Consider the following 18,390-nt stretch of genomic DNA (forward strand, 5'->3'; position numbering starts at 1 on the left):
ACATTATGAAAAAAGTACTTATTGTTTTCTCTCTTTTCTTAATCGGATTCACTTTAAATGGTCAAAGCCTGGAGAAGGCACCTGGTGATTCCATACCGTGGGAGCTAAGAAAACAATCCTTTATCTTCAATACTGCGAAGATGTTTAATGATCCGGTGGTTGCGCGAACCGCGCTGTACAGCCTCCTTGCAGAAAACCCGGGGAATGTTGCGTTGTATGATTCATTAGCTTATTTATACTATCAGTATAATCAGAATGCCTCGGCAGTTTTAGTCGCACAGCAAGCACTTCAAATCAATGCTCAGGATCAGTTTGCGATGGAAATTGCAGCTACAAGCTTAGACAAGCTGGGGGCAAAAAGTCGTTCATTGAATTATTACGAAAAATTATACCTCGCGAATGGAGATATCAATACACTATATAAGGTCTCGTTCCTTCAATTAGAATTGGATAGATACGCTGAGTCTAACACTTCTCTTGATATTATTATAGGAGATCCTCAATCAGATGAAAGGACCATTCGGTTTCCGACAGAGGATGGCAATGGACAGGATGTGAAGCTAAAAGTGGCTGCACACCGGGTGAAAGCTATGATTTTAGAAGATCAGGGAGATATAGAAGGCGCCAAAGTAAAATACCTTGAGGTGCTGGAAATGCATCCCGGTTTCCAAATAGTTCAGCAGCAACTTCGTGAAATGACAAAACCAAAAACTGAAGGGGAGTAATTACTTCTCTTCAGCTTCCTGCTTCAACAATTCCAGCCAGTTTAAGAGTTCATTGTACACTTTTTGGTGGTTTTCTACCAGCACAACAAAGGTGCCTTGAAAAGAGGCACTGATTGTGGCAATCGTTTGATTTTCATCAGACTCTAAAGTCCAGACATAAATTCTTTTCACAAGCTTAGCCTTGCTCGTCCACGCAAGGGATGTTGGCTTTTTCACATGCTGTATTTCTGAGTTACCGTGTGTTCTTCCCTGAACCCATTGAAACTTGGCACCTTCCGCCAACTCACCAAATAAGGTTACTTTTTTTACTTCAGGGTTCCACTTAGGCCAGTTTTCCATATCAACAAGAATATCCCAAACCTTTTCGATATCGGCATTGATGATGGCAGAGTGAGAATCTCTGATTCCGGCATTCTCATTTATTTGTCCTTTTTGAGCGAGTGCGTTAAGCTTCTTCATTTGGGATAGATTATGAGCTAAAAGAGCTAAGTTATTCAACTTCGGAAATTTCTGCTTCCTTTTTTTTGTCCTTCTTCATTAATCCGGATGTCATGACCAGACTGGTTACAATAATGACGAAGAGCAGGATACCCTTTTTAAATCCATCAAAAATGAATTCTTCAGGGATAGAATAAAAGAGTAAAAGCGTTATTAGTCCTCTTGGAGCAATGGTGATCGCCTGCTTGATATTCTCATGTTTATGAGGGAGAAATGAAACAATTCTGGTAACATAGATTACGATAAGAATGGCAGCACTTACAATAGCAACTTTCACATCCAGAAGTGCTGTTAATGCTATTGAGAAGCCAAAAATCACAAAAAAGAAGGTTCTGACTACAAATGCCGATTCTATTGTAATCATTAAGAATGATTCCCGAATGTTTTCAATGGCCAGGGGACGTAGGTATTTCTTAAGCTTTCCAATAAAAAAGAGTTTATAGTTATTAAGAATAAGTCCGAACACCAAAATGATAAGCAGCGAAGAAAGGTGCATCAATTTACCAATACTGAAGAGCAAGAACAGGACACTGATCATCAGGAACAGTTTCACTTTTGTTTCTAGGTTTTGGAATGCATAAATCAACACGTAAGAAAGAATCACGGAGGTAACGATGGTGACCACAAGGCCAAAAGTGAAGTCTCCCATGACCATTACACTACTGGAGGAATTACCCAATTCGATCAAAAAATAGAAGATCATAATCCCAAGAATATCGGAGAACGTGCTTTCGTAAATGTGAAACTCCTCAGCCTTTTCATGAAGGTTTGTTACCGAAGGGATGACAATAGCACTGCTTAAAATTGATAGTGGGGTTGCATAGATCAGGGCTGTGATCCAATTCATATCGTTAAAGGAGGCAATTAGAATCCCTGCAATTGCAAACATGCAGATTAATAGTCCGGAGATGGCAATAATGAATGACTTAGAAATGAGCTTTAGCTTATCTTTGGCTATTTTGAGTTCCAGTGCTGCTTCAAGTACGATCAAGATTAATCCTAACGTTCCCAGCACTTCCAGTATCCTAATCCGGGCGAATATTTCAAGTATTTGTTCCTTTTCGATTCCGGCCAACCCAATGATCTCCCTACTTGCTATTCCAAGAAAAATAAGCAACAGAACAGATGGAATATTGGATTTTTCTGAAATGTGGTTAAAGAGATAAGAAAGGATGATGATCAGAGAAGCTGCGATGATGATATAATATTCCATTTCAATTGATTAGACGACTAAATTAACAATTCGAAATTAGTGCATGGACATAGGAACTAAATGATTGAACAAGAAGTTAGATTTGCCAACTTATTAATGTGAAATATGGAAAAAGCTACTTTTGGATCTGGGTGTTTCTGGTGCACTGAAGCTATGTTTCAGCGCCTGAAAGGGGTGTCTAATGTGAAATCAGGCTATGCTGGTGGAACCACTAAAAACCCAACATATAAAGAAGTATGTTCTGGCAAAACCGGTCATGCTGAGGTCATCCAGGTTGAATATGACCCTAATGTCATTTCCTATGAAGAGCTTTTGGAAGTATTTTGGAAAACACATGATCCCACCACATTAAACAGGCAGGGAAATGATGTAGGCACACAATATCGATCTGCTATTTTTTATCACAATGAAAGTCAAAAAGAACTGGCAGAAGCTTATAAGTTCAAGCTCACACAGGCTGAAATATGGTCAGATCCAATTGTGACGGAGATTTCTGCATTAAATGATAATTTCTATCCGGCAGAAACAGATCATGATAATTACTACAACGACAACTCAAGCCAGCCTTACTGTGCTTTTGTAGTTGCCCCAAAAGTAGAAAAGTTTAAAAAAGTGTTTGCTGAAAAACTGAGTTAGTTGTAATGCTTGCTCAGGTGATGCACATGTAGCCTAATTTTATCCACTCGGGCTGTTACATGCTTCACATATTTATACAATTCAGTCTCTAATATATAAACCTGCCCGGAGTAGGAGTTTATTCCAACATCATTTGCAGTTTCCTCCGCATGTCGCTCAATGTCACGCATCGCCTTACACTCTTCATTCATAAAATGAACAAAGCTTTGGGTGTCATATTCTTCTTCGAATTTCTTTATATCCTTGAGCGTTTTTTTTATCTCCCGGTCATCACTTGTTCGGGATAGCTTCACCAAAATTCCGTACAAAACAGTATCATAATGGTGTATTTGATCCAATAATTTGAGTATTTGTACACGATATGCTTCATCAGAGCAAAGCTCCTGTAGACCTGCATAGGTAGATAGTTTGTCAGCTTCAAGATCCCAATCATAGGTTATCTCGTCAATCTTTTCATCCAAACGCTCCTCTTGTCCAAAAAGGGATATTGAAAGAAGAAATAGGAAGCTTAAAAAAATGGTTTTCATAATTTTATGCTTAAGTAGCTGGTTAAATCAAAATTCGATCCAAAAAATTGTAATTTGAATCAGCGCTAAGATATGTATTAGTCGCTTAACGTTTTCTACGTATAAAACCTGATTTTTGAGTTATAGTTCAATACAATAATTACTTATATGACGATCAAACGAACCATTTATTTTTTATTTGTTTTGCTTGGGTGCTCGACGGTGAGTCAGGAACCAATTGAAATCATAAATGCTGAAAAGCTCATTTCTTTAAAAGGAAGGGGGGTGACAGTCATAGATATCAGAACCCCTAATGAATATGAGAATGGGCATATTCCGGGAGTTATACATTTGGATTTTATGCAAAGTGGATTCTTGGATAAGATCAAGGAACAAAAGTTAAATGAACCGGTTATTATTCATTGCGCGAGTGGAGGTAGAAGTGGAAAAGCCGCTAAAATGATGAAAGAGGCAGGGTTTAAAAAAATATATGATTATTCAGGAGGGTTCTCAGACTGGAAAAAGAAAGGATTAGAAATTGAACAATAATTGCACAACGGGAAAACGATCTTTTGATAATAAATCTCTGGCTGAAGAGGCACTCATCCAGCATCATATCCGAAATAGTTATAAAACGGGAGAAGGACCTATAAATGTATATGAATGTGATGATTGTGGTAACTGGCATTTTACATCTAAAGGAATCAAGAATGAATTATTTAGCGATGCGGAAATTGTAAAAAAAATACAATCAGAAAGGATAGGTTATCAATGGGAACGGAAAATAAGATAAAAAAAAACCGCTTCGTTGGGCCGAAGCGGTTAGGATTCAACTTTTTTTATTATGAGAAGATTAATAATTAGTGATGAATCCCGATACAAATAGAACGAATATTATTGAAATAGTTATATTATTTTACATTAACGGTTATTAAATAATTTGTGAACATGAATCAAGATCAAGTATTACAACGACTTAAAGAAGGCAATGAGCGATTTGTCTCTAATAAATTGAATGGTGAATTGCAAAATGATCAAAGAAGATCAGAATTAACAAGTGGGCAAGCCCCATGGGCTATTGTGCTAAGCTGTGCGGACAGCCGTGTAGTACCTGAACTAACATTTGATACAGGCCTTGGTGAGCTGTTTGTCTTGCGGGTTGCAGGAAATATCGCTAATACAGATACAATTGCCAGTATTGAATACGCTGTTGCCCACCTGGGTACTGAGATTATAGTTGTTATGGGTCATGAAAGCTGCGGGGCAGTAGGAGCAGCACTATCCGGTGGCGATAACGGCTATAATTTAAACCATTTACTTGCTCAAATAGAACCTGCTAAGGCTCAGGCTGGTAGTTCAGATGTGAATGTTGTGGTGAAGAAAAATGCGGAATTGTCAGCAAAAGATTTGTATGATCGATCTGCAATTATTAGTGGAGCGGTTGATAACGGAAAACTTAAAATAGTTTCCGCTTTTTACAATTTGGGTAGCGGAAAGGTAGATTTTTTATGAATTAGAAATCATTAAACGAATCATGAAGTCCGCATTAATATTTGTGCGGACTTTTTATTTGAATGAATCCCTTCTGTCGTTCAAGTCAACCACCAAAAAGTTGATTCGCTGCATTTCACTAAGTAATGCATTAATATGTGTGCTTTCCATTTCCAATCTTCCCCTTTCCTGAAAACTGTCGGTTAATTGTTTTTCTACTTTCATGTAAGTGTCAATTGCACGGGATAGTTGTCTTACTAAACTCATGGTTGCATACAAACGTTGGTAAAACAATGTAAGCATGCGATTGTGTTTTGTATAATATTCTAGAGGAGGCGTTTTATCGTTGATGCTCGATAGTAAATCTTCAAAGTCTACAATGGATTTGTCATCAATTTTTTCAAGCAGTGGCAAATAGAAAACATTGATATAGTTTCTTAGTTTACTGAGTGATTCGACTAGAGATTCTTCAGATGACAAAACATGCGTTTGAATTTTCCTCTTTTTAGTCGGGTTAAGCCCGTTCACACTGTTTGGTAAAATACCACTTACTACACCCCCAAGACCAAAAATTCCTCCAATTGTTTCAGTAGTCCCTTTTAGTGCGCGATAAATATTAAATCCATCTGGAATAAGTGAGTAGTAATCTTGAACATATTTCTCTAAGTACCTGACATGTACTAAAATACTATCAGGAATTTTCATTGACCGCTGATACTCGTTGATGGATTGAATAATGGTTGCTACTCGGAGTGAATCGGAAGTATGCAAGGAACTTTCCAAATTCTGCGCTTCCAAATTAAGATCAGCAACAGTTGTATTTAGCTCCCGGTAGTACCGCGGGTAGTTTGCAACTGCTTCAAAGTAATTATGAGATGCCTTAACCTGACTTTTACTTAGCGGAGCGCATGAATTAACTAATGTAATGAGACCAAGGACGATGAATGCATGTCTGAATTTCATATGCATAAATCTCAGCACAATTTATTTAACAGGCGATAATATCCGTAAAACTTTTATGAAGGAGGCGGATGTTTTACCTTTGCATCTCACTTAAACCAAAGGAACAAGAAGTTATCTTCTTTTTAAAAGACCAAAAGACCGCAAAATACCTATTTCCACATCTCCTAGAAGAAAGGAGTGGTCTGTGATTCTTGATATAGCAATTTTTGCTATTTACGTTGTTTTGGTTTTCCTCGTCGGACTTTATTTCTACCGAAAAAACAAAACCAGTGATGATTATTATGTAGCTGGCAGGAACGTTTCCAGCTGGCATATTGGTCTTTCTGTTGTCGCTACAGATGTAGGAGGTGGCTTTTCCATCGGTTTGGGAGGCCTTGGATTTACAATGGGACTTTCAGGATCATGGTTGCTTTTTACAGGGCTGATTGGTGCCTGGATGGCAGCTGCGCTACTAATACCGAAGGTTTACCAGCTTCCAGGAATTAAAAAGCTCACCACATTGCCCCAGATTTTTGAATTCTTCTATGGAAAACGGGTAGCTATTCTGGCAGGTGTCATTACCACTATCGGTTATTTGGGCTTTACAAGTTCTCAAATAATTGCAGGAGCAAAACTGGCTTCCGGCACTTTCGTAGACTTTTCATTTACACATGCCGTACTTGTAATGGGTATTGTGGCTATAGGATATACCATTCTAGGTGGCTTAAAAGCAGTGATTTACACAGATACGTTCCAGTGGATCATTCTGATGTCCGGACTTCTCTTCGCAGGTATTCCTTTCGCATTTGAAGCTATTGGAGGATGGGAAGCAGTAAATTCCATCCTGAATAAAGATTACTTAACACTAACCAACCTTACCTGGAAGGATTTGGTTAACTGGTCAGTCACGATTATCCCAATCTGGTTTGTCGGTATGACACTGTACCAGCGAATTTTTGCTAGTCGAGGTGAAAAGCAAGCGAAGAAAGCATGGTTCATTGCGGGTCTATTTGAATGGCCGTTGATGGCGTTCCTGGGGGTTATTCTTGGGCTATTTGGTAGAGTAGCATATGAGCAAGGCCTCTTTGAAGCCGTAGGTTTTGTAGCAACTGCGGATATGGATCCGGAGCTTGGTTTACCAGTACTGCTTAGAACAGTACTCCCTCATGGCTTGATGGGACTGGTTTTGGCGGCTTATTTTTCCGCAGTGATGTCTACTGCTGATAGCTGTCTCATGGCCTCTTCAGGTTCTTTTTTGACAGACATCCTCAGGTTCAAGGACGGAGGGGAGGCAGATATGGACAAGAAATCATTGAGAGCGTCACAGCTAGCCACATTGGTGCTCGGAGTTATTTCGTTGATAATTGCTTTATCGCTTGAAAATGTGCTGGAAGCTATGCTATTTTCATATGCGTTTATGGTTTCCGGCCTGTTTGTTCCTATCGTTGGTGCTTTTTATTGGAAGAAATCAAACAAGCTCGGTGCTTTTGTCGCGATGATTTCAGGAGGACTTATGACCACCTCTTTGACATTGCTGGAAATAAAGTGGTTCGGGCTTGATCCTAACCTTTATGGAATAATTACTGCCGCGTTTGTGTTTATCAGTTTAGGATTAATCATTAACAATAAATCAAAATGAATATAACCTTAAAGAAATACTTCCCTGCTCAGACAGTAGGGCTCTACGAGAAAGAAGAAATTGTAAGCTTTTTGCACCGGTTTCTGGATGAATTTGGTGATCCTAAAGAAGACATTAGAAATTGCATTGAATACGCTCTAAATGCTGGTAAGCATCCCGGAGGGCTAATTATTTCAGCCTGGGATGGCGACACCATCGTAGGAGCAACAATAATCAATAAGACCGGAATGGCGGGTTACATACCGGAAAACATCCTGGTTTACATCGCTACACATTCTGAGTACAGAGGCAAAGGCATTGGTGGTCAGCTTATCGAGCGCGCTTTTAAGGAAACGGAAGGCGATATCGCGCTTCATGTTGAACCGGAAAATCCTGCCAAAAAGCTTTATGAAAAATTAGGTTTCACTAATAAATATCTTGAGATGCGATGGAAGAGACCACAATAAAAGACCTAATCGCATTTAGAAAAGAACTACATACCTATCCTGAGGTTTCCCAGAAGGAATCAGAAACGCAACGTCGAATCATCGAATTCTTAGCCAGCAAAGGTGTTGAGGGGAAGAAGATCGGGGGCACAGGTGTATTCGTGGTTTTCGATTCAGGAAATGAAGGTAAGACGATCATGTTGCGGTCCGACCATGATGCGCTGGCTATTCAAGAGATAAATGATTTTGACTACAAGTCTAGAAATGAGGGAGTTTCCCATAAGTGCGGTCATGATGGGCATACAGCTATAATGTGTGGAGTAGCTCAATATTTCCAGAAAAATCCATTAGCTAAAGGAAAGGTGATACTTGTATTTCAGCCTGCGGAAGAAAATGGAGAAGGGGCAAAAGCTATTTTAGCTGATGGTCAGTTTAACTATGAACCAGATTTGGTTTATGCCTTACATAACCTTCCAGGATACCCACTTCATCAGATTGTAATCAAGGAGGGAAACTTCACCGCAGCAGCAAAAAGTATCATCATTAAACTGGATGGTAAAACTTCCCATGCTGCTGAGCCGGAATCAGGCTTGAACCCTGCTTTAGCTATCTCTGAGCTGATTCAAATGTTTAAGGATGTTAGCCAGCCTGATTTCAATCGCGATGATTTTGCACTGATAACCCCAATTTATATTCACATGGGAGAGTTGTCTTACGGAGTATCAGCAGGTCATGGAGAAGTGCATTATACTCTCCGGACATGGAACCGGGAGACCATGAACCCGCTGACAGAAACGGTGCTGAAGAGAGTGGACGAAATATTGGTAAAACACGATTTAAAAAGTGAAATCAGTTGGACTGAAGAGTTTGCATCGAACAGAAATGATCCTAAGGCTGTTCAACTCATTGATAAAGTGATCGAGGAGTTAGGTTTTAGTAAGGAGGAACGTGAACGACCATTTAAGTGGGGGGAAGATTTTGGGTTGTTCACTCAAAAATTTCCCGGAGCGATGTTCGGAATTGGTTCCGGAGAAGATTGTCCTGCCCTTCACAATCCTGATTATGATTTTCCGGATGAAATCACAGTGACTGGAATCAAAATGTTCACACATATAGTTGAAAAAGCAATCAATGACTAGTGCTTCATATATTGAATTAAGCCGGCAAGCCTATGAAAATAACATACGTTTTCTAAGATCTGTCATTAAAGATGGAACACGTATATCTTCAGTTGTTAAGGGTAATGCCTATGGGCATGGAATTACAGATTTCATACCTATGGCAGAGTCTATGGGGATTGATCACTTTTCTGTGAATAGCTCAGATGAAGCTGAAGAAGTACTGAAAGCACGTACCAATCCTGACACAGAAATTATGATCATGGGGTACATCGCAAATGAGGATATTTCATGGGCTATTAAAGAAGGAATTTCCTTTTTTGTTTTTGAGTTTGACCGGGTCAGAGCTGCAGCAAAAGCAGCAAAAGCCGCTAATAAAAAAGCCAAAATTCATATTGAGCTTGAAACCGGAATGAATCGAACCGGGTTTGATGAAGAAGAGGTAACGAGGCTAATTCCTCTTATCCATGAAAATACTAATGAACTTGAAATCGAAGGTTTGTGCACACACTATGCTGGAGCTGAAAGCATTGCCAACTACTTACGGGTAGAGGATCAAAAGAAGAAATTCAATGAAATGGCTAATCAATTAGCAGAAAATGGCATAAAAGCCAAAATCAGGCACACTTGCTGTTCAGCGGCTGCTATTCGTCTTCCGGATATGCACGAAGACATGGTGCGAATCGGAATTCTTCAATATGGGTTTTGGCCAAGCAGAGAAATATTTATTGAATACCTGAAGGGTAAGGAGGATAAAACTGAACCTTTAAGGCGATTGATAACCTGGAAGAGTAGCGTAATGAGTGTTAAAAAGGTGGAAATGGGTGAATTTGTAGGGTATGGGACCACATTTCTTGCTCAGAGAGACATGAAGATTGCTATTGTGCCGATAGGGTACTCACATGGGTTCAGCCGATCATTGAGTAATACCGGACGAGCGCTCATCAAAGGTTTCCGAACATCTGTTATTGGGATGGTGAATATGAACAACATGGTCATAGATGTTTCGGAAATAGATGATGTGAAAAAGGGAGATGAAGTAACTTTAATAGGAAAGAGTGGGGATGTAGACATAAGTGTTGCTTCTTTCGGAGAATTGAGTGATCAGCTTAATTATGAATTACTCACCCGTTTACCAACCAAAATACCGCGAATAATAAACTAGGCATGGCATACGTAGAATTATACAAAGACAAGCTGAAGAAGAATTATAAATTCCTTGATGACATTTTTAAGGAAAATGACATAGCCTGGGCTGTGGTTTCAAAGCTATTATGCGGTAATGAAAAATACCTCAAAGAGGTTATCGATCTTGGAACAAAGGAAATCTGTGATTCCAGAATTAGCAATCTGGAGACTATAAAGAAACTGGATCCTTCAGTGCAGACCGTGTACATCAAGCCACCTGCAAAGAGAAGTATTGAAAGATTGGTAAAGTATGCTGATGCAAGCTTTAATACCGAATATAAAACCATTAAGTGGATTTCCGATGAAGCAGTAAAACAAGATAAAAAACACAAGGTGATCATCATGATTGAGCTGGGAGATCTCAGAGAAGGAGTGATGGGTGATCAGTTGATGGGCTTCTATGAATCTGTTTTCAATCTTCCCAACATAGAGGTAACTGGAATCGGAGCTAATCTGAATTGTTTATATGGGGTAATGCCTTCAGAAGATAAGTTAATACAACTCTCTCTATATGAGCAGCTTATAGAAGCTAAGTTCAATAGAAAGATACCATGGGTGACGGGAGGCACGTCAGTTGTCATTCCACTGATCTTTAGAAAGCAAATACCGGAGGGAATTAATCATTTTCGTATAGGTGAAACGTTGTTTTTTGGATTGGATTTATTTACACAGGAAGTGGTCCCAGGCATGGAGGGTGATGTTTTCAGGCTGCATTCGGAAATTATTGAGATCACAGAAAAACCTAAAGTACCCACAGGTTATATGGAGGCTAATCCTTCCGGGGAAATGTTTGAAATAAATGAAGATGATTATGGCAAGACTTCCTACAGGGCTATTCTGGACATTGGGTTGCTTGATGTTTCGGAAGACTTCCTAATTCCTGACGATGATTCCATTGAAATTACTGGAGCAAGTTCGGATATGCTAATTGTTGATTTAGGTGAATCAAGTGAAAAGTATAAAGTAGGAGACCTGGTTTCTTTCCGGTTGAAATACATGGGTGCTTTGAGTATTTTCAATTCAGATTACATCGAAAAACGGGTTGTCTGAATATTCGTTTGAACTTTCCTACTTTTGCGCGTCAAACCTAATCAATCATGTCGGCAGATTTTCAGCGTAAAAAGCTTGGGTACTTTTTCAGAATCTTAGACCTCAACAGTAATGGCTGTCTTCAAATGGATGACTTTACCGAAATGGTAGAGAAAGTCCGTGTAACGCTTAATTATGAGCCTGGAAGCAAAGAGCATAAGCGTATTACGGATAAGGCAGTAAAACTTTTTAACTCACTAGTCAAGGATATTAAACCATTTGCATTTAATCAGGTAACAGAAGAAGAGTGGGTAGATTTCTTTCTTAAGAAAGTGATTCTGTCAGGAGACGAAGATACTCTGGATGATTATAAAGAACTGATTTTCAACTTCATGTTTGATTTCTTCGATCAGAATCGAGATGGATTCATTTCGAAAAAAGAATATGAAGACTTTTACGACATATTTGGGATAGATCGCGCCTATTGTGATAAAGCATTCAGCTTGCTGGACAAGACCCAAAACCACAAGCTCTCGAGGTATGACCTTATGAGTGCTGTAGAAGAATTCTTTGCGGCAAGCGATACCACGTTACACGGAAACTGGATTTTCGGAAACTGGGAGTCAGAACCGCACGTCATTGACTAATTCAACCTGTCGATGATCTGATCGTCCACCATATTGGGAAGCGTCACTTTTAATTCCGGCGTTCGCTCCATTTCGCGTTTTATTGCAAATAAAGCCTCATCGTTTCTCGCCCAACTTCTTCTGGCAATGCCATTATTCACATCGTAGAAGAGCATGGACTTCAATCTTCTATCTGCTTCATCAGATCCATCCAGCAGCATCCCAAAACCACCATTGATTACTTCTCCCCATCCAACACCACCACCATTGTGAATGGAGACCCAGGTAGCTCCTCGGAAACTATCACCTATTACATTTTGAATGGCCATATCAGCCGTATATCTACTTCCATCGTAAATATTACTGGTTTCTCTGTAAGGAGAATCAGTTCCACTCACATCATGATGATCGCGACCCAGTACAATAGGAGCAGATATATCTCCTGATTTGATAGCATTGTTGAATGCTTCGGCAATTTTAGAGCGACCTTCTGCGTCCGCATATAGTATCCTTGCTTGCGATCCTACTACTAATCGATTCTTTTCGGCTTCTTCAATCCATCGAATATTATCCTGCATCTGCTGCTGGATTTCTGGCGGAGACTGAGCTTTGATTTCCTGCATTACTTTAACAGCCAGCTGGTCAGACTTTCTTAGATCTTCCGCTTTTCCGGACGTACATACCCATCTGAACGGACCAAACCCGTAATCGAAACACATAGGTCCCAGTATATCCTGAACGTATGATGGATACCTAAAATCAATTCCATTTTCAGCCATCACTTTACCTCCCGCACGAGACGCTTCAAGAAGAAAAGCATTACCATAGTCAAAGAAGTAGGTACCTTTTTCTGCATGTTTGTTTACTGCTGCAGAATGCCTTCTAAGCGATTCCTGTACTTTTTCTTTGAAAGCTTCAGGCTGATGTCGGATCATATCATTTGCTTCCTCAAATCCTAGCCCTGCCGGATAGTATCCTCCCGACCATGGGTTGTGTAAGGAAGTTTGGTCAGACCCTAGTTCTACGAGGATATTTTCTTCATAAAAGCGTTCCCATACATCCACCACGTTCCCAACAAATGCGATAGATACCACTTCCAAGCCTTTCTTGGCTTTTTTGACACGTGATACCAGTTCTGATAAATCACTGATGATTTCGTCTACCCAGCCTTGTTCGTGCCTTTTATTCGCAGCATTAGGGTTTACTTCTGCACATACCGTGATGCATCCGGCAATATTGCCTGCTTTAGGTTGTGCACCACTCATTCCACCCAGTCCAGCTGTAAGAAAAATCTTGCCAGCAGGTGATTGTCCGGCACCTAATTTCTTTCTGAATGCGTTCATGACAGTGATAGTGGTCCCATGAACGATTCCTTGTGGGCCGATATACATGTATGATCCGGCTGTCATTTGACCGTATTGTGTGACACCTAATGCATTAAACTTTTCCCAATCGTCGGGTTGTGAATAGTTGGGGATCATCATACCATTGGTGACAACCACTCGTGGAGCATCCTTGTGGGATGGGAAGAGGCCCATCGGGTGACCTGAATACATGTGCAAGGTTTGCTCATCGGTCATTGTAGCCAAATACTGCATGGTGAGCAGATATTGCGCCCAGTTTTGAAAAACAGCTCCATTACCCCCATAGGTGATGAGTTCTTCAGGATGCTGAGCTACAGCCGGATCCAGGTTGTTTTGAATCATCAGCATAATAGCAGCTGCTTGTTGGGATCTAGCCGGGTAATCCTGGATAGGGCGGGCATGCATCTCATACTCCGGCATGAATCTGTACATATAGATTCTGCCAAAATCATTAAGCTCAGCAGCAAATTCCTGAGCCAGCTCCTTATGCCATGAAGGAGGGAAGTAGCGCAGGGCATTTCTCACTGCTAGTTTCTTCTCTTCTGCTGATAGGATATCCTTTCTTTTAGGTGCTCTATTTACCCCTTCTTTCAAAGGTTTCTTAGCTGGTAAGCTATCCGGGATTCCTTGAAGTATTTGTTCTTGAAATGTCATTTTTTTAACCACAAAGGCCGCAAAGAACTTCACTAAGGTCACAAAGAGCCATGGATAATTCTTTTTATACCGTTTTCTAAAAGTGAAACATTAAAATTAATGAGTAAACCAAGTTTATAATCACCAAGCTTCATATAGGTTAGTGTTTGAGCCATATGTACATCATTTAATACCTCAACACTTTTAAGTTCAATTACTAATTTTCTTTCTACCAGAAGATCGATCCGATATCCACAATCAAGTCTCACCTTTTCGTATTCTAAAGGCATAGGTTTTTCTTTTTCTACAAAGAGTCCTTCACTAATAAGCTTATAGCAAAGGCATTCTTTATAGGCACTTTCTAAAAGTCCAGGTCCAAGCGCTTTATGTACTTCAATAGCAATTCCTATTACTTTATTTGCTAATTGATTTTCGGTCATTCTCTGTGTTCTTGGTGCCTTCTTCGTGTACTTTGTGGTTGAATTTTAGAATTGATCAAAATCTGAACTAAAATCTGTTTCAATGGATAAAGAATGCTTTTTCGCTGCTTCTCGTGCCACAGCGATTAGCTCTTTGTTCTTCACCATTTCAATGGCAGTTTCCATTGTTTCATTCATTATACCATCCCTGGTAATGTGATCAATTTTTGAGCGAACATGGTTGTGAATAGCCTCCATGATCTTGCTGGATTTCAATGGACGATGAAAATCCAACGCCTGTGCTGCACAAAAAATCTCTACACCAATAATTTTCTCCACATTCTCCACCACTTTCAGTGCTTTGCGTCCACCAATAGAGCCCATACTCACATGATCTTCTTGACCTAGCGAAGTAGGAATGCTATCAGCGCTTGCAGGAAAGCACATCCCTTTGTTTTCACTCACTAAGGCAGCCGTTGTGTATTGAGGAATCATAAAGCCGGAATTAGTACCAGTCTCTTTCAATAGCAGTTTTGGAACGCCCGGTGTATCACCTTCCAGTGAAAGGTAGATTCTTCGATCGGAGATATTGCCAAGCTCAGCGGCAGCAAGACAGGCGTAATCAATTGGTAAAGCCATAGGTTGACCATGGAAATTACCACCACTAATGGTATGGTCTTCGCTAAAAACGATTGGGTTGTCTGTGACGGAGTTAATCTCAATCTCCAGCATTTCTTTTACATGCAACCAGGCATTTCTGGAAGCTCCGTGTACCTGAGGCATGCATCGGAGGGAGTAAGGGTCCTGAACTCTGGCACAGTTAGCATGGGAGTGAACCACTTCAGATCCATCAAGGAGATTTCTAATAAATGCTGCTACATGCCTGCTTCCTTTATATGCCCTTACTTCGTGAAGTTCCGGTGAAAAAGGTTTTACAGAGGCCAGCAACCCTTCTATCATCATAGCTCCTGAGATATCAGCATGAACGAGCACGTTTTGTATTTTTTCTACAATTTTAACTCCATGCGCTGCAATGAACTGCGTTCCATTTATTAGACCAAGTCCTTCTTTTGCTCCGAGAATGATTGGACTAAGGTTTTCTTTTTGCATCAATTCCTCTGTTCGAATGATGGTGCCTTTTACTTTGACTTTCCCAAGACCAATGAGTGGTAGGAACAAATGTGATAATGGAGCTAAATCTCCGGATGCGCCCACTGAGCCCTGCTCAGGTACCAGTGGTATAATGTCATTATCAATGTGGAAGATAATTCGATCGATGGTTGATTCCTGAACGCCTGAGTACCCTTTTGCTAAGGCATGAACTTTGAGAATCAACATCAGTTTGGCTATTTCATCAGCAATCGGATCACCTAACCCGACAGCATGACTCATCAACAGATTTTTTTGAAGTGTACTTGTTTCTTCTTTTGAAATCTGGGTGGTGCAAAGCGGACCAAAGCCGGTGTTTATACCATAAACAGCCTTATCACCGTTGGCAATGGTTTTTACATGCGCCGCACTTCTTTTAATGGCTTCTCGAGCTGAAGATGACAAGACCCCTTTTACTTCTTGCCTGGCAATAGCAAGTGCTATTCCTACCGTCAGGTGATCTTCACCATAATGAAATTTAGATGTGTCGTTCGCCATAGTAAAAGTTGTTGTGGCAACAAAGTTAGCAGACGCTATGATAAGCTCCTATAAAAACTGATCAGAGTTGAAACAGGAGGCTTGGATTAGCTACGCTGCTGGATTTGATTAAAAAATTTCATCGTTCAAAGTAATCAGATTGGTATAAAACTTGGGTAGTGGAGTTTGGGATTTGCTATAACTCAACTAAAATCCTGATTATTACGATGAGAAATTTTTATTTAGTACTAATGCTTGCCATAGTGGTTGGCTGTGTACAGAAAGAGGAAAGTAAACCTGTTGTATTTACAGAAGGGCAGGTAATTGCCAGAGGAAAACAGCTGGTTTCGTTAGGAGCATGTCATGATTGTCACACACCAAAAGTATTTACCGAAACAGGAGGAATGCACCTGGATGAGTCTAGGCTTTTATCCGGACATCCTAATGGTTCACCGCTACCAAAAATTGATGAAACTGTGTTCAAACCTGGTCACTGGACGTACTTTAATGAACACTTTACTGCAGCTGTCGGAATGTGGGGAATGACTTTTTCTAAAAATTTGACCCCTCATGGGACAGGTCTTAAAGGCTGGACTCCTGAAACGTTCATTGCCACCATGCGTACAGGTAGACATTTGGGTATGGAAACGGCCAGACCTTTAATGCCACCAATGCCTTGGGAGAATTTGAAAGATCTCCCGGATGAAGACTTGATAGCGATATTCAAATATTTGCAGTCAATAAAACCTATCGACAATTATGTTCCGGAACCTATGAATCCAGAACAAGCTCTAGCTTATAAGAATTGATTCCAAAGCCCTGAAAAGGGCTTTTTTTTTTGACCATTGCGCACCAATTGCGAAAGTGAATATTAAAACTCGATTAACATCAACATTTAATCTCCAATGTGATTATTTGAATATTAACTATAATTATTTTTATGGATCGTAAATAGTTTGAACTATATCATCCTGACCCACTTATATAAGGAGTATTATAGTATAAAGTAACCTAACTAAAGTATGAGATAAATGGTAATCCTTTTTTCTCATTCAGTTTTTAACCTTAAAATATTAACAATAGCATGGCCAAATGTTTCGCACTAATGGGATGGAGTCTTCCCGTAATAGAAAGTATGCAAAAAACAGGAAAACCCTTTGTTGTGGTTTCTTTTCCTGATTTTGAACCTTATGCTAAAGAAAACAACATTCCATTTATTCCATACCAATTGGACGAATGGAGTGATACGTCCAATTCCCTTGATTTGGCTGAAAAGCTAAAAGCTTTTGATGCAGATGTAGCAGTGCCATTGTATGAAGAAACCGTAGAATGGGCAGGGGCACTAAACTCAATTTATAGAGGGGATCCAAGAGTATTGAATAGAGCCTTCCTTTTCCGAAATAAGGCCATGATGAAGCGAAAGGCCTTAATAGGAGGTCTTCGAGTAGGTTTATTCGAAGAAGTTCACAACAAAGAAGGAGTTAAAGCTTTCATGAAACGACTAAATGAAGCCAATCTTCAATTAGATGGAGAAGAAGATAGCTGGGTGCATATCAAGCCTTTTGCTTCTGCAGGTACTGTAGGGCATAGGTTATTGAAATCCATGGATCAGATAGATGAAGAATGTGAGGATGGTGATTTTCCATGCCTGGCAGAAAGTCATTTGTCTGGCAGAGAATTTTCTTGTGAGGCATTTATCCACGGTGGAAAAATCAAATTTTTGAATATTACCGAATATGTGAAGTTGGGCTATTCCAACTTTATTCCAGAAGGAAAATATTTAGAGACCAAGCGACAGCTTATTCATGACCATGTTCAAAAGCTGGTTGACATTTTCGGAATAGAGTATGGAATGGTTCACCCAGAGTGGTTCCTGACTGAAAAAGATGAGTTGAACTTTGGAGAAACTGCTTGCAGAATTCCGGGAGGCCACATTCTGGAGCTATGTGGTAAGTCATATGAATTTGATGCGCTTGCAGCGTTTGTTCAAATTCACGATCCAAGCCTGACAGATGAAGAGTTGAAGGATATTCTTCCTCCGGAAGGATTTAAGCCTAAAAATCACCACGGCAATGTGATGATTTACCCACACAAAAAGCAATTTTCTAAACTTGAGATTCCAGAAGAACTCAACAATGAACCTTACTTTGTGGATCATACGTTGGTTCCGCCACTAAGCTCACAAAAGATCAGTGATGAGCGTGCAGGTTTCGGAAATCATTTTGGAACCATTAACTTCAAAGGAGAGGATCCTGATCGTATGACTGAATTACTTAAACACTATCAAAAAGTTGACTTTTACGTCTAAAGGC

General features: G+C 40.0%; 19 protein-coding genes. 12 read left to right on the forward strand and 7 right to left on the reverse strand.

What is annotated here, in order from left to right:
* Positions 1–5 precede the first annotated feature (5 nt).
* Positions 6–725, forward strand: coding sequence for a tetratricopeptide repeat protein (locus RIC88_RS14735; RefSeq protein WP_350218322.1), 720 nt, complete (start codon positions 6–8; stop codon positions 723–725).
* Here the strand turns inward: RIC88_RS14735 and RIC88_RS14740 are convergent, their stop codons facing one another.
* Both RIC88_RS14740 and RIC88_RS14745 read right to left on the reverse strand, forming a co-directional pair.
* Positions 726–1,184: an SRPBCC family protein gene (locus RIC88_RS14740; RefSeq protein ID WP_350218323.1), complete on the reverse strand. Its 459-nt coding sequence runs from the start codon at positions 1,182–1,184 to the stop codon at positions 726–728.
* A gap of 31 nt (positions 1,185–1,215) precedes the next feature.
* Entirely contained in the window at positions 1,216–2,436 is a 1,221-nt protein-coding gene (locus tag RIC88_RS14745) for a cation:proton antiporter domain-containing protein (RefSeq protein ID WP_350218324.1), read from the reverse strand.
* Between the two features lie 105 nt (positions 2,437–2,541).
* Between RIC88_RS14745 and msrA the strand changes: the two genes are divergently transcribed.
* A complete protein-coding gene (gene msrA / locus RIC88_RS14750) occupies positions 2,542–3,072 on the forward strand; it encodes a peptide-methionine (S)-S-oxide reductase MsrA (protein WP_350218325.1) in 531 nt (176 codons plus the stop codon).
* On the opposite strand, the gene RIC88_RS14755 is transcribed toward msrA, so the two are convergent.
* The gene (locus tag RIC88_RS14755; RefSeq protein WP_350218326.1) at positions 3,069–3,599 is read right to left on the reverse strand and encodes a hypothetical protein; all 531 of its coding nucleotides are present in this window, start codon (positions 3,597–3,599) and stop codon (positions 3,069–3,071) included. The genes msrA and RIC88_RS14755 overlap by 4 nt on opposite strands.
* Before the next feature lie 147 nt (positions 3,600–3,746).
* Between RIC88_RS14755 and RIC88_RS14760 the strand changes: the two genes are divergently transcribed.
* Entirely contained in the window at positions 3,747–4,127 is a 381-nt protein-coding gene (locus RIC88_RS14760; protein WP_350218327.1) for a rhodanese-like domain-containing protein, read from the forward strand.
* A 399-nt stretch (positions 4,128–4,526) separates the two neighbouring features.
* The gene (locus tag RIC88_RS14765; RefSeq protein ID WP_350218328.1) at positions 4,527–5,090 is read left to right on the forward strand and encodes a carbonic anhydrase; all 564 of its coding nucleotides are present in this window, start codon (positions 4,527–4,529) and stop codon (positions 5,088–5,090) included.
* 54 nt (positions 5,091–5,144) lie between these two features.
* Here the strand turns inward: RIC88_RS14765 and RIC88_RS14770 are convergent, their stop codons facing one another.
* Positions 5,145–6,032 carry a hypothetical protein gene (locus RIC88_RS14770; protein WP_350218329.1) on the reverse strand — a complete coding sequence of 296 codons (888 nt, stop codon included), beginning with the start codon at positions 6,030–6,032 and terminating at the stop codon, positions 5,145–5,147.
* Positions 6,033–6,216: 184 nt separating this feature from the next.
* Between RIC88_RS14770 and RIC88_RS14775 the strand changes: the two genes are divergently transcribed.
* Genes RIC88_RS14775 through RIC88_RS14800 form a run of 6 tightly spaced genes read left to right on the forward strand, consistent with a single transcriptional unit; the run spans position 6,217 to position 12,057 of the window.
* The gene (locus RIC88_RS14775) at positions 6,217–7,650 is read left to right on the forward strand and encodes a sodium:solute symporter family protein (RefSeq protein WP_350218330.1); all 1,434 of its coding nucleotides are present in this window, start codon (positions 6,217–6,219) and stop codon (positions 7,648–7,650) included.
* A complete protein-coding gene (locus RIC88_RS14780) occupies positions 7,647–8,096 on the forward strand; it encodes a GNAT family N-acetyltransferase (protein WP_350218331.1) in 450 nt (149 codons plus the stop codon). Before RIC88_RS14775 ends, RIC88_RS14780 begins: the two co-directional genes overlap by 4 nt.
* Positions 8,078–9,214 (forward strand): amidohydrolase, encoded by a 1,137-nt coding sequence (locus RIC88_RS14785; protein ID WP_350218332.1) that lies wholly within the window; start codon positions 8,078–8,080, stop codon positions 9,212–9,214. The genes RIC88_RS14780 and RIC88_RS14785 overlap by 19 nt, the downstream gene beginning before the upstream one ends.
* Positions 9,192–10,358 (forward strand): alanine racemase, encoded by a 1,167-nt coding sequence (alr, locus tag RIC88_RS14790; RefSeq protein WP_350218333.1) that lies wholly within the window; start codon positions 9,192–9,194, stop codon positions 10,356–10,358. The genes RIC88_RS14785 and alr overlap by 23 nt, the downstream gene beginning before the upstream one ends.
* Positions 10,359–10,360: 2 nt before the next feature.
* A complete protein-coding gene (locus RIC88_RS14795) occupies positions 10,361–11,431 on the forward strand; it encodes an alanine racemase (protein WP_350218334.1) in 1,071 nt (356 codons plus the stop codon).
* A 47-nt stretch (positions 11,432–11,478) separates the two neighbouring features.
* Complete coding sequence (locus RIC88_RS14800; RefSeq protein ID WP_350218335.1) at positions 11,479–12,057, forward strand: EF-hand domain-containing protein; 579 nt, start codon at positions 11,479–11,481, stop codon at positions 12,055–12,057.
* On the opposite strand, the gene hutU is transcribed toward RIC88_RS14800, so the two are convergent.
* From hutU to hutH, 3 genes are read right to left on the reverse strand one after another with little or no spacing between them, the layout of a single operon-like run.
* Positions 12,054–14,054: a urocanate hydratase gene (hutU, locus tag RIC88_RS14805; RefSeq protein ID WP_350218336.1), complete on the reverse strand. Its 2,001-nt coding sequence runs from the start codon at positions 14,052–14,054 to the stop codon at positions 12,054–12,056. The genes RIC88_RS14800 and hutU overlap by 4 nt on opposite strands.
* A 38-nt stretch (positions 14,055–14,092) precedes the next feature.
* A complete protein-coding gene (locus RIC88_RS14810) occupies positions 14,093–14,473 on the reverse strand; it encodes a GxxExxY protein (protein ID WP_350218337.1) in 381 nt (126 codons plus the stop codon).
* A gap of 45 nt (positions 14,474–14,518) precedes the next feature.
* A complete protein-coding gene (gene hutH / locus RIC88_RS14815; protein ID WP_350218338.1) occupies positions 14,519–16,099 on the reverse strand; it encodes a histidine ammonia-lyase in 1,581 nt (526 codons plus the stop codon).
* Between the two features lie 206 nt (positions 16,100–16,305).
* Here hutH and RIC88_RS14820 point away from each other — a divergent pair, with 206 nt between their 5' ends.
* Together RIC88_RS14820 and RIC88_RS14825 are read left to right on the forward strand one after the other, a co-directional pair.
* On the forward strand, positions 16,306–16,887 hold the full coding sequence (locus RIC88_RS14820) for a c-type cytochrome (protein WP_350218339.1): 582 nt from the start codon (positions 16,306–16,308) through the stop codon (positions 16,885–16,887).
* A gap of 275 nt (positions 16,888–17,162) precedes the next feature.
* Complete coding sequence (locus RIC88_RS14825; RefSeq protein WP_350218340.1) at positions 17,163–18,386, forward strand: ATP-grasp domain-containing protein; 1,224 nt, start codon at positions 17,163–17,165, stop codon at positions 18,384–18,386.
* Positions 18,387–18,390: the final 4 nt, after the last annotated feature.

The sequence above is a fragment of the Ekhidna sp. genome (genome assembly GCF_040220215.1).
In the GTDB taxonomy this organism is placed as follows: domain Bacteria; phylum Bacteroidota; class Bacteroidia; order Cytophagales; family Cyclobacteriaceae; genus Ekhidna.

Coding starts and splice junctions, on each gene's coding strand:
- hutH (WP_350218338.1), bottom strand. CDS start 16,099: ATGGCGAACGACACATCTAAATTTCATTATGGTGAAGATCACCTGACG.
- RIC88_RS14785 (WP_350218332.1), top strand. CDS start 8,078: ATGGAAGAGACCACAATAAAAGACCTAATCGCATTTAGAAAAGAACTA.
- RIC88_RS14795 (WP_350218334.1), top strand. CDS start 10,361: ATGGCATACGTAGAATTATACAAAGACAAGCTGAAGAAGAATTATAAA.
- RIC88_RS14825 (WP_350218340.1), top strand. CDS start 17,163: ATGGCCAAATGTTTCGCACTAATGGGATGGAGTCTTCCCGTAATAGAA.
- RIC88_RS14740 (WP_350218323.1), bottom strand. CDS start 1,184: ATGAAGAAGCTTAACGCACTCGCTCAAAAAGGACAAATAAATGAGAAT.
- RIC88_RS14765 (WP_350218328.1), top strand. CDS start 4,527: ATGAATCAAGATCAAGTATTACAACGACTTAAAGAAGGCAATGAGCGA.
- RIC88_RS14760 (WP_350218327.1), top strand. CDS start 3,747: ATGACGATCAAACGAACCATTTATTTTTTATTTGTTTTGCTTGGGTGC.
- RIC88_RS14735 (WP_350218322.1), top strand. CDS start 6: ATGAAAAAAGTACTTATTGTTTTCTCTCTTTTCTTAATCGGATTCACT.
- RIC88_RS14810 (WP_350218337.1), bottom strand. CDS start 14,473: ATGACCGAAAATCAATTAGCAAATAAAGTAATAGGAATTGCTATTGAA.
- RIC88_RS14800 (WP_350218335.1), top strand. CDS start 11,479: ATGTCGGCAGATTTTCAGCGTAAAAAGCTTGGGTACTTTTTCAGAATC.
- RIC88_RS14745 (WP_350218324.1), bottom strand. CDS start 2,436: ATGGAATATTATATCATCATCGCAGCTTCTCTGATCATCATCCTTTCT.
- RIC88_RS14755 (WP_350218326.1), bottom strand. CDS start 3,599: ATGAAAACCATTTTTTTAAGCTTCCTATTTCTTCTTTCAATATCCCTT.
- msrA (WP_350218325.1), top strand. CDS start 2,542: ATGGAAAAAGCTACTTTTGGATCTGGGTGTTTCTGGTGCACTGAAGCT.
- RIC88_RS14820 (WP_350218339.1), top strand. CDS start 16,306: ATGAGAAATTTTTATTTAGTACTAATGCTTGCCATAGTGGTTGGCTGT.
- RIC88_RS14780 (WP_350218331.1), top strand. CDS start 7,647: ATGAATATAACCTTAAAGAAATACTTCCCTGCTCAGACAGTAGGGCTC.
- RIC88_RS14770 (WP_350218329.1), bottom strand. CDS start 6,032: ATGAAATTCAGACATGCATTCATCGTCCTTGGTCTCATTACATTAGTT.
- hutU (WP_350218336.1), bottom strand. CDS start 14,054: ATGACATTTCAAGAACAAATACTTCAAGGAATCCCGGATAGCTTACCA.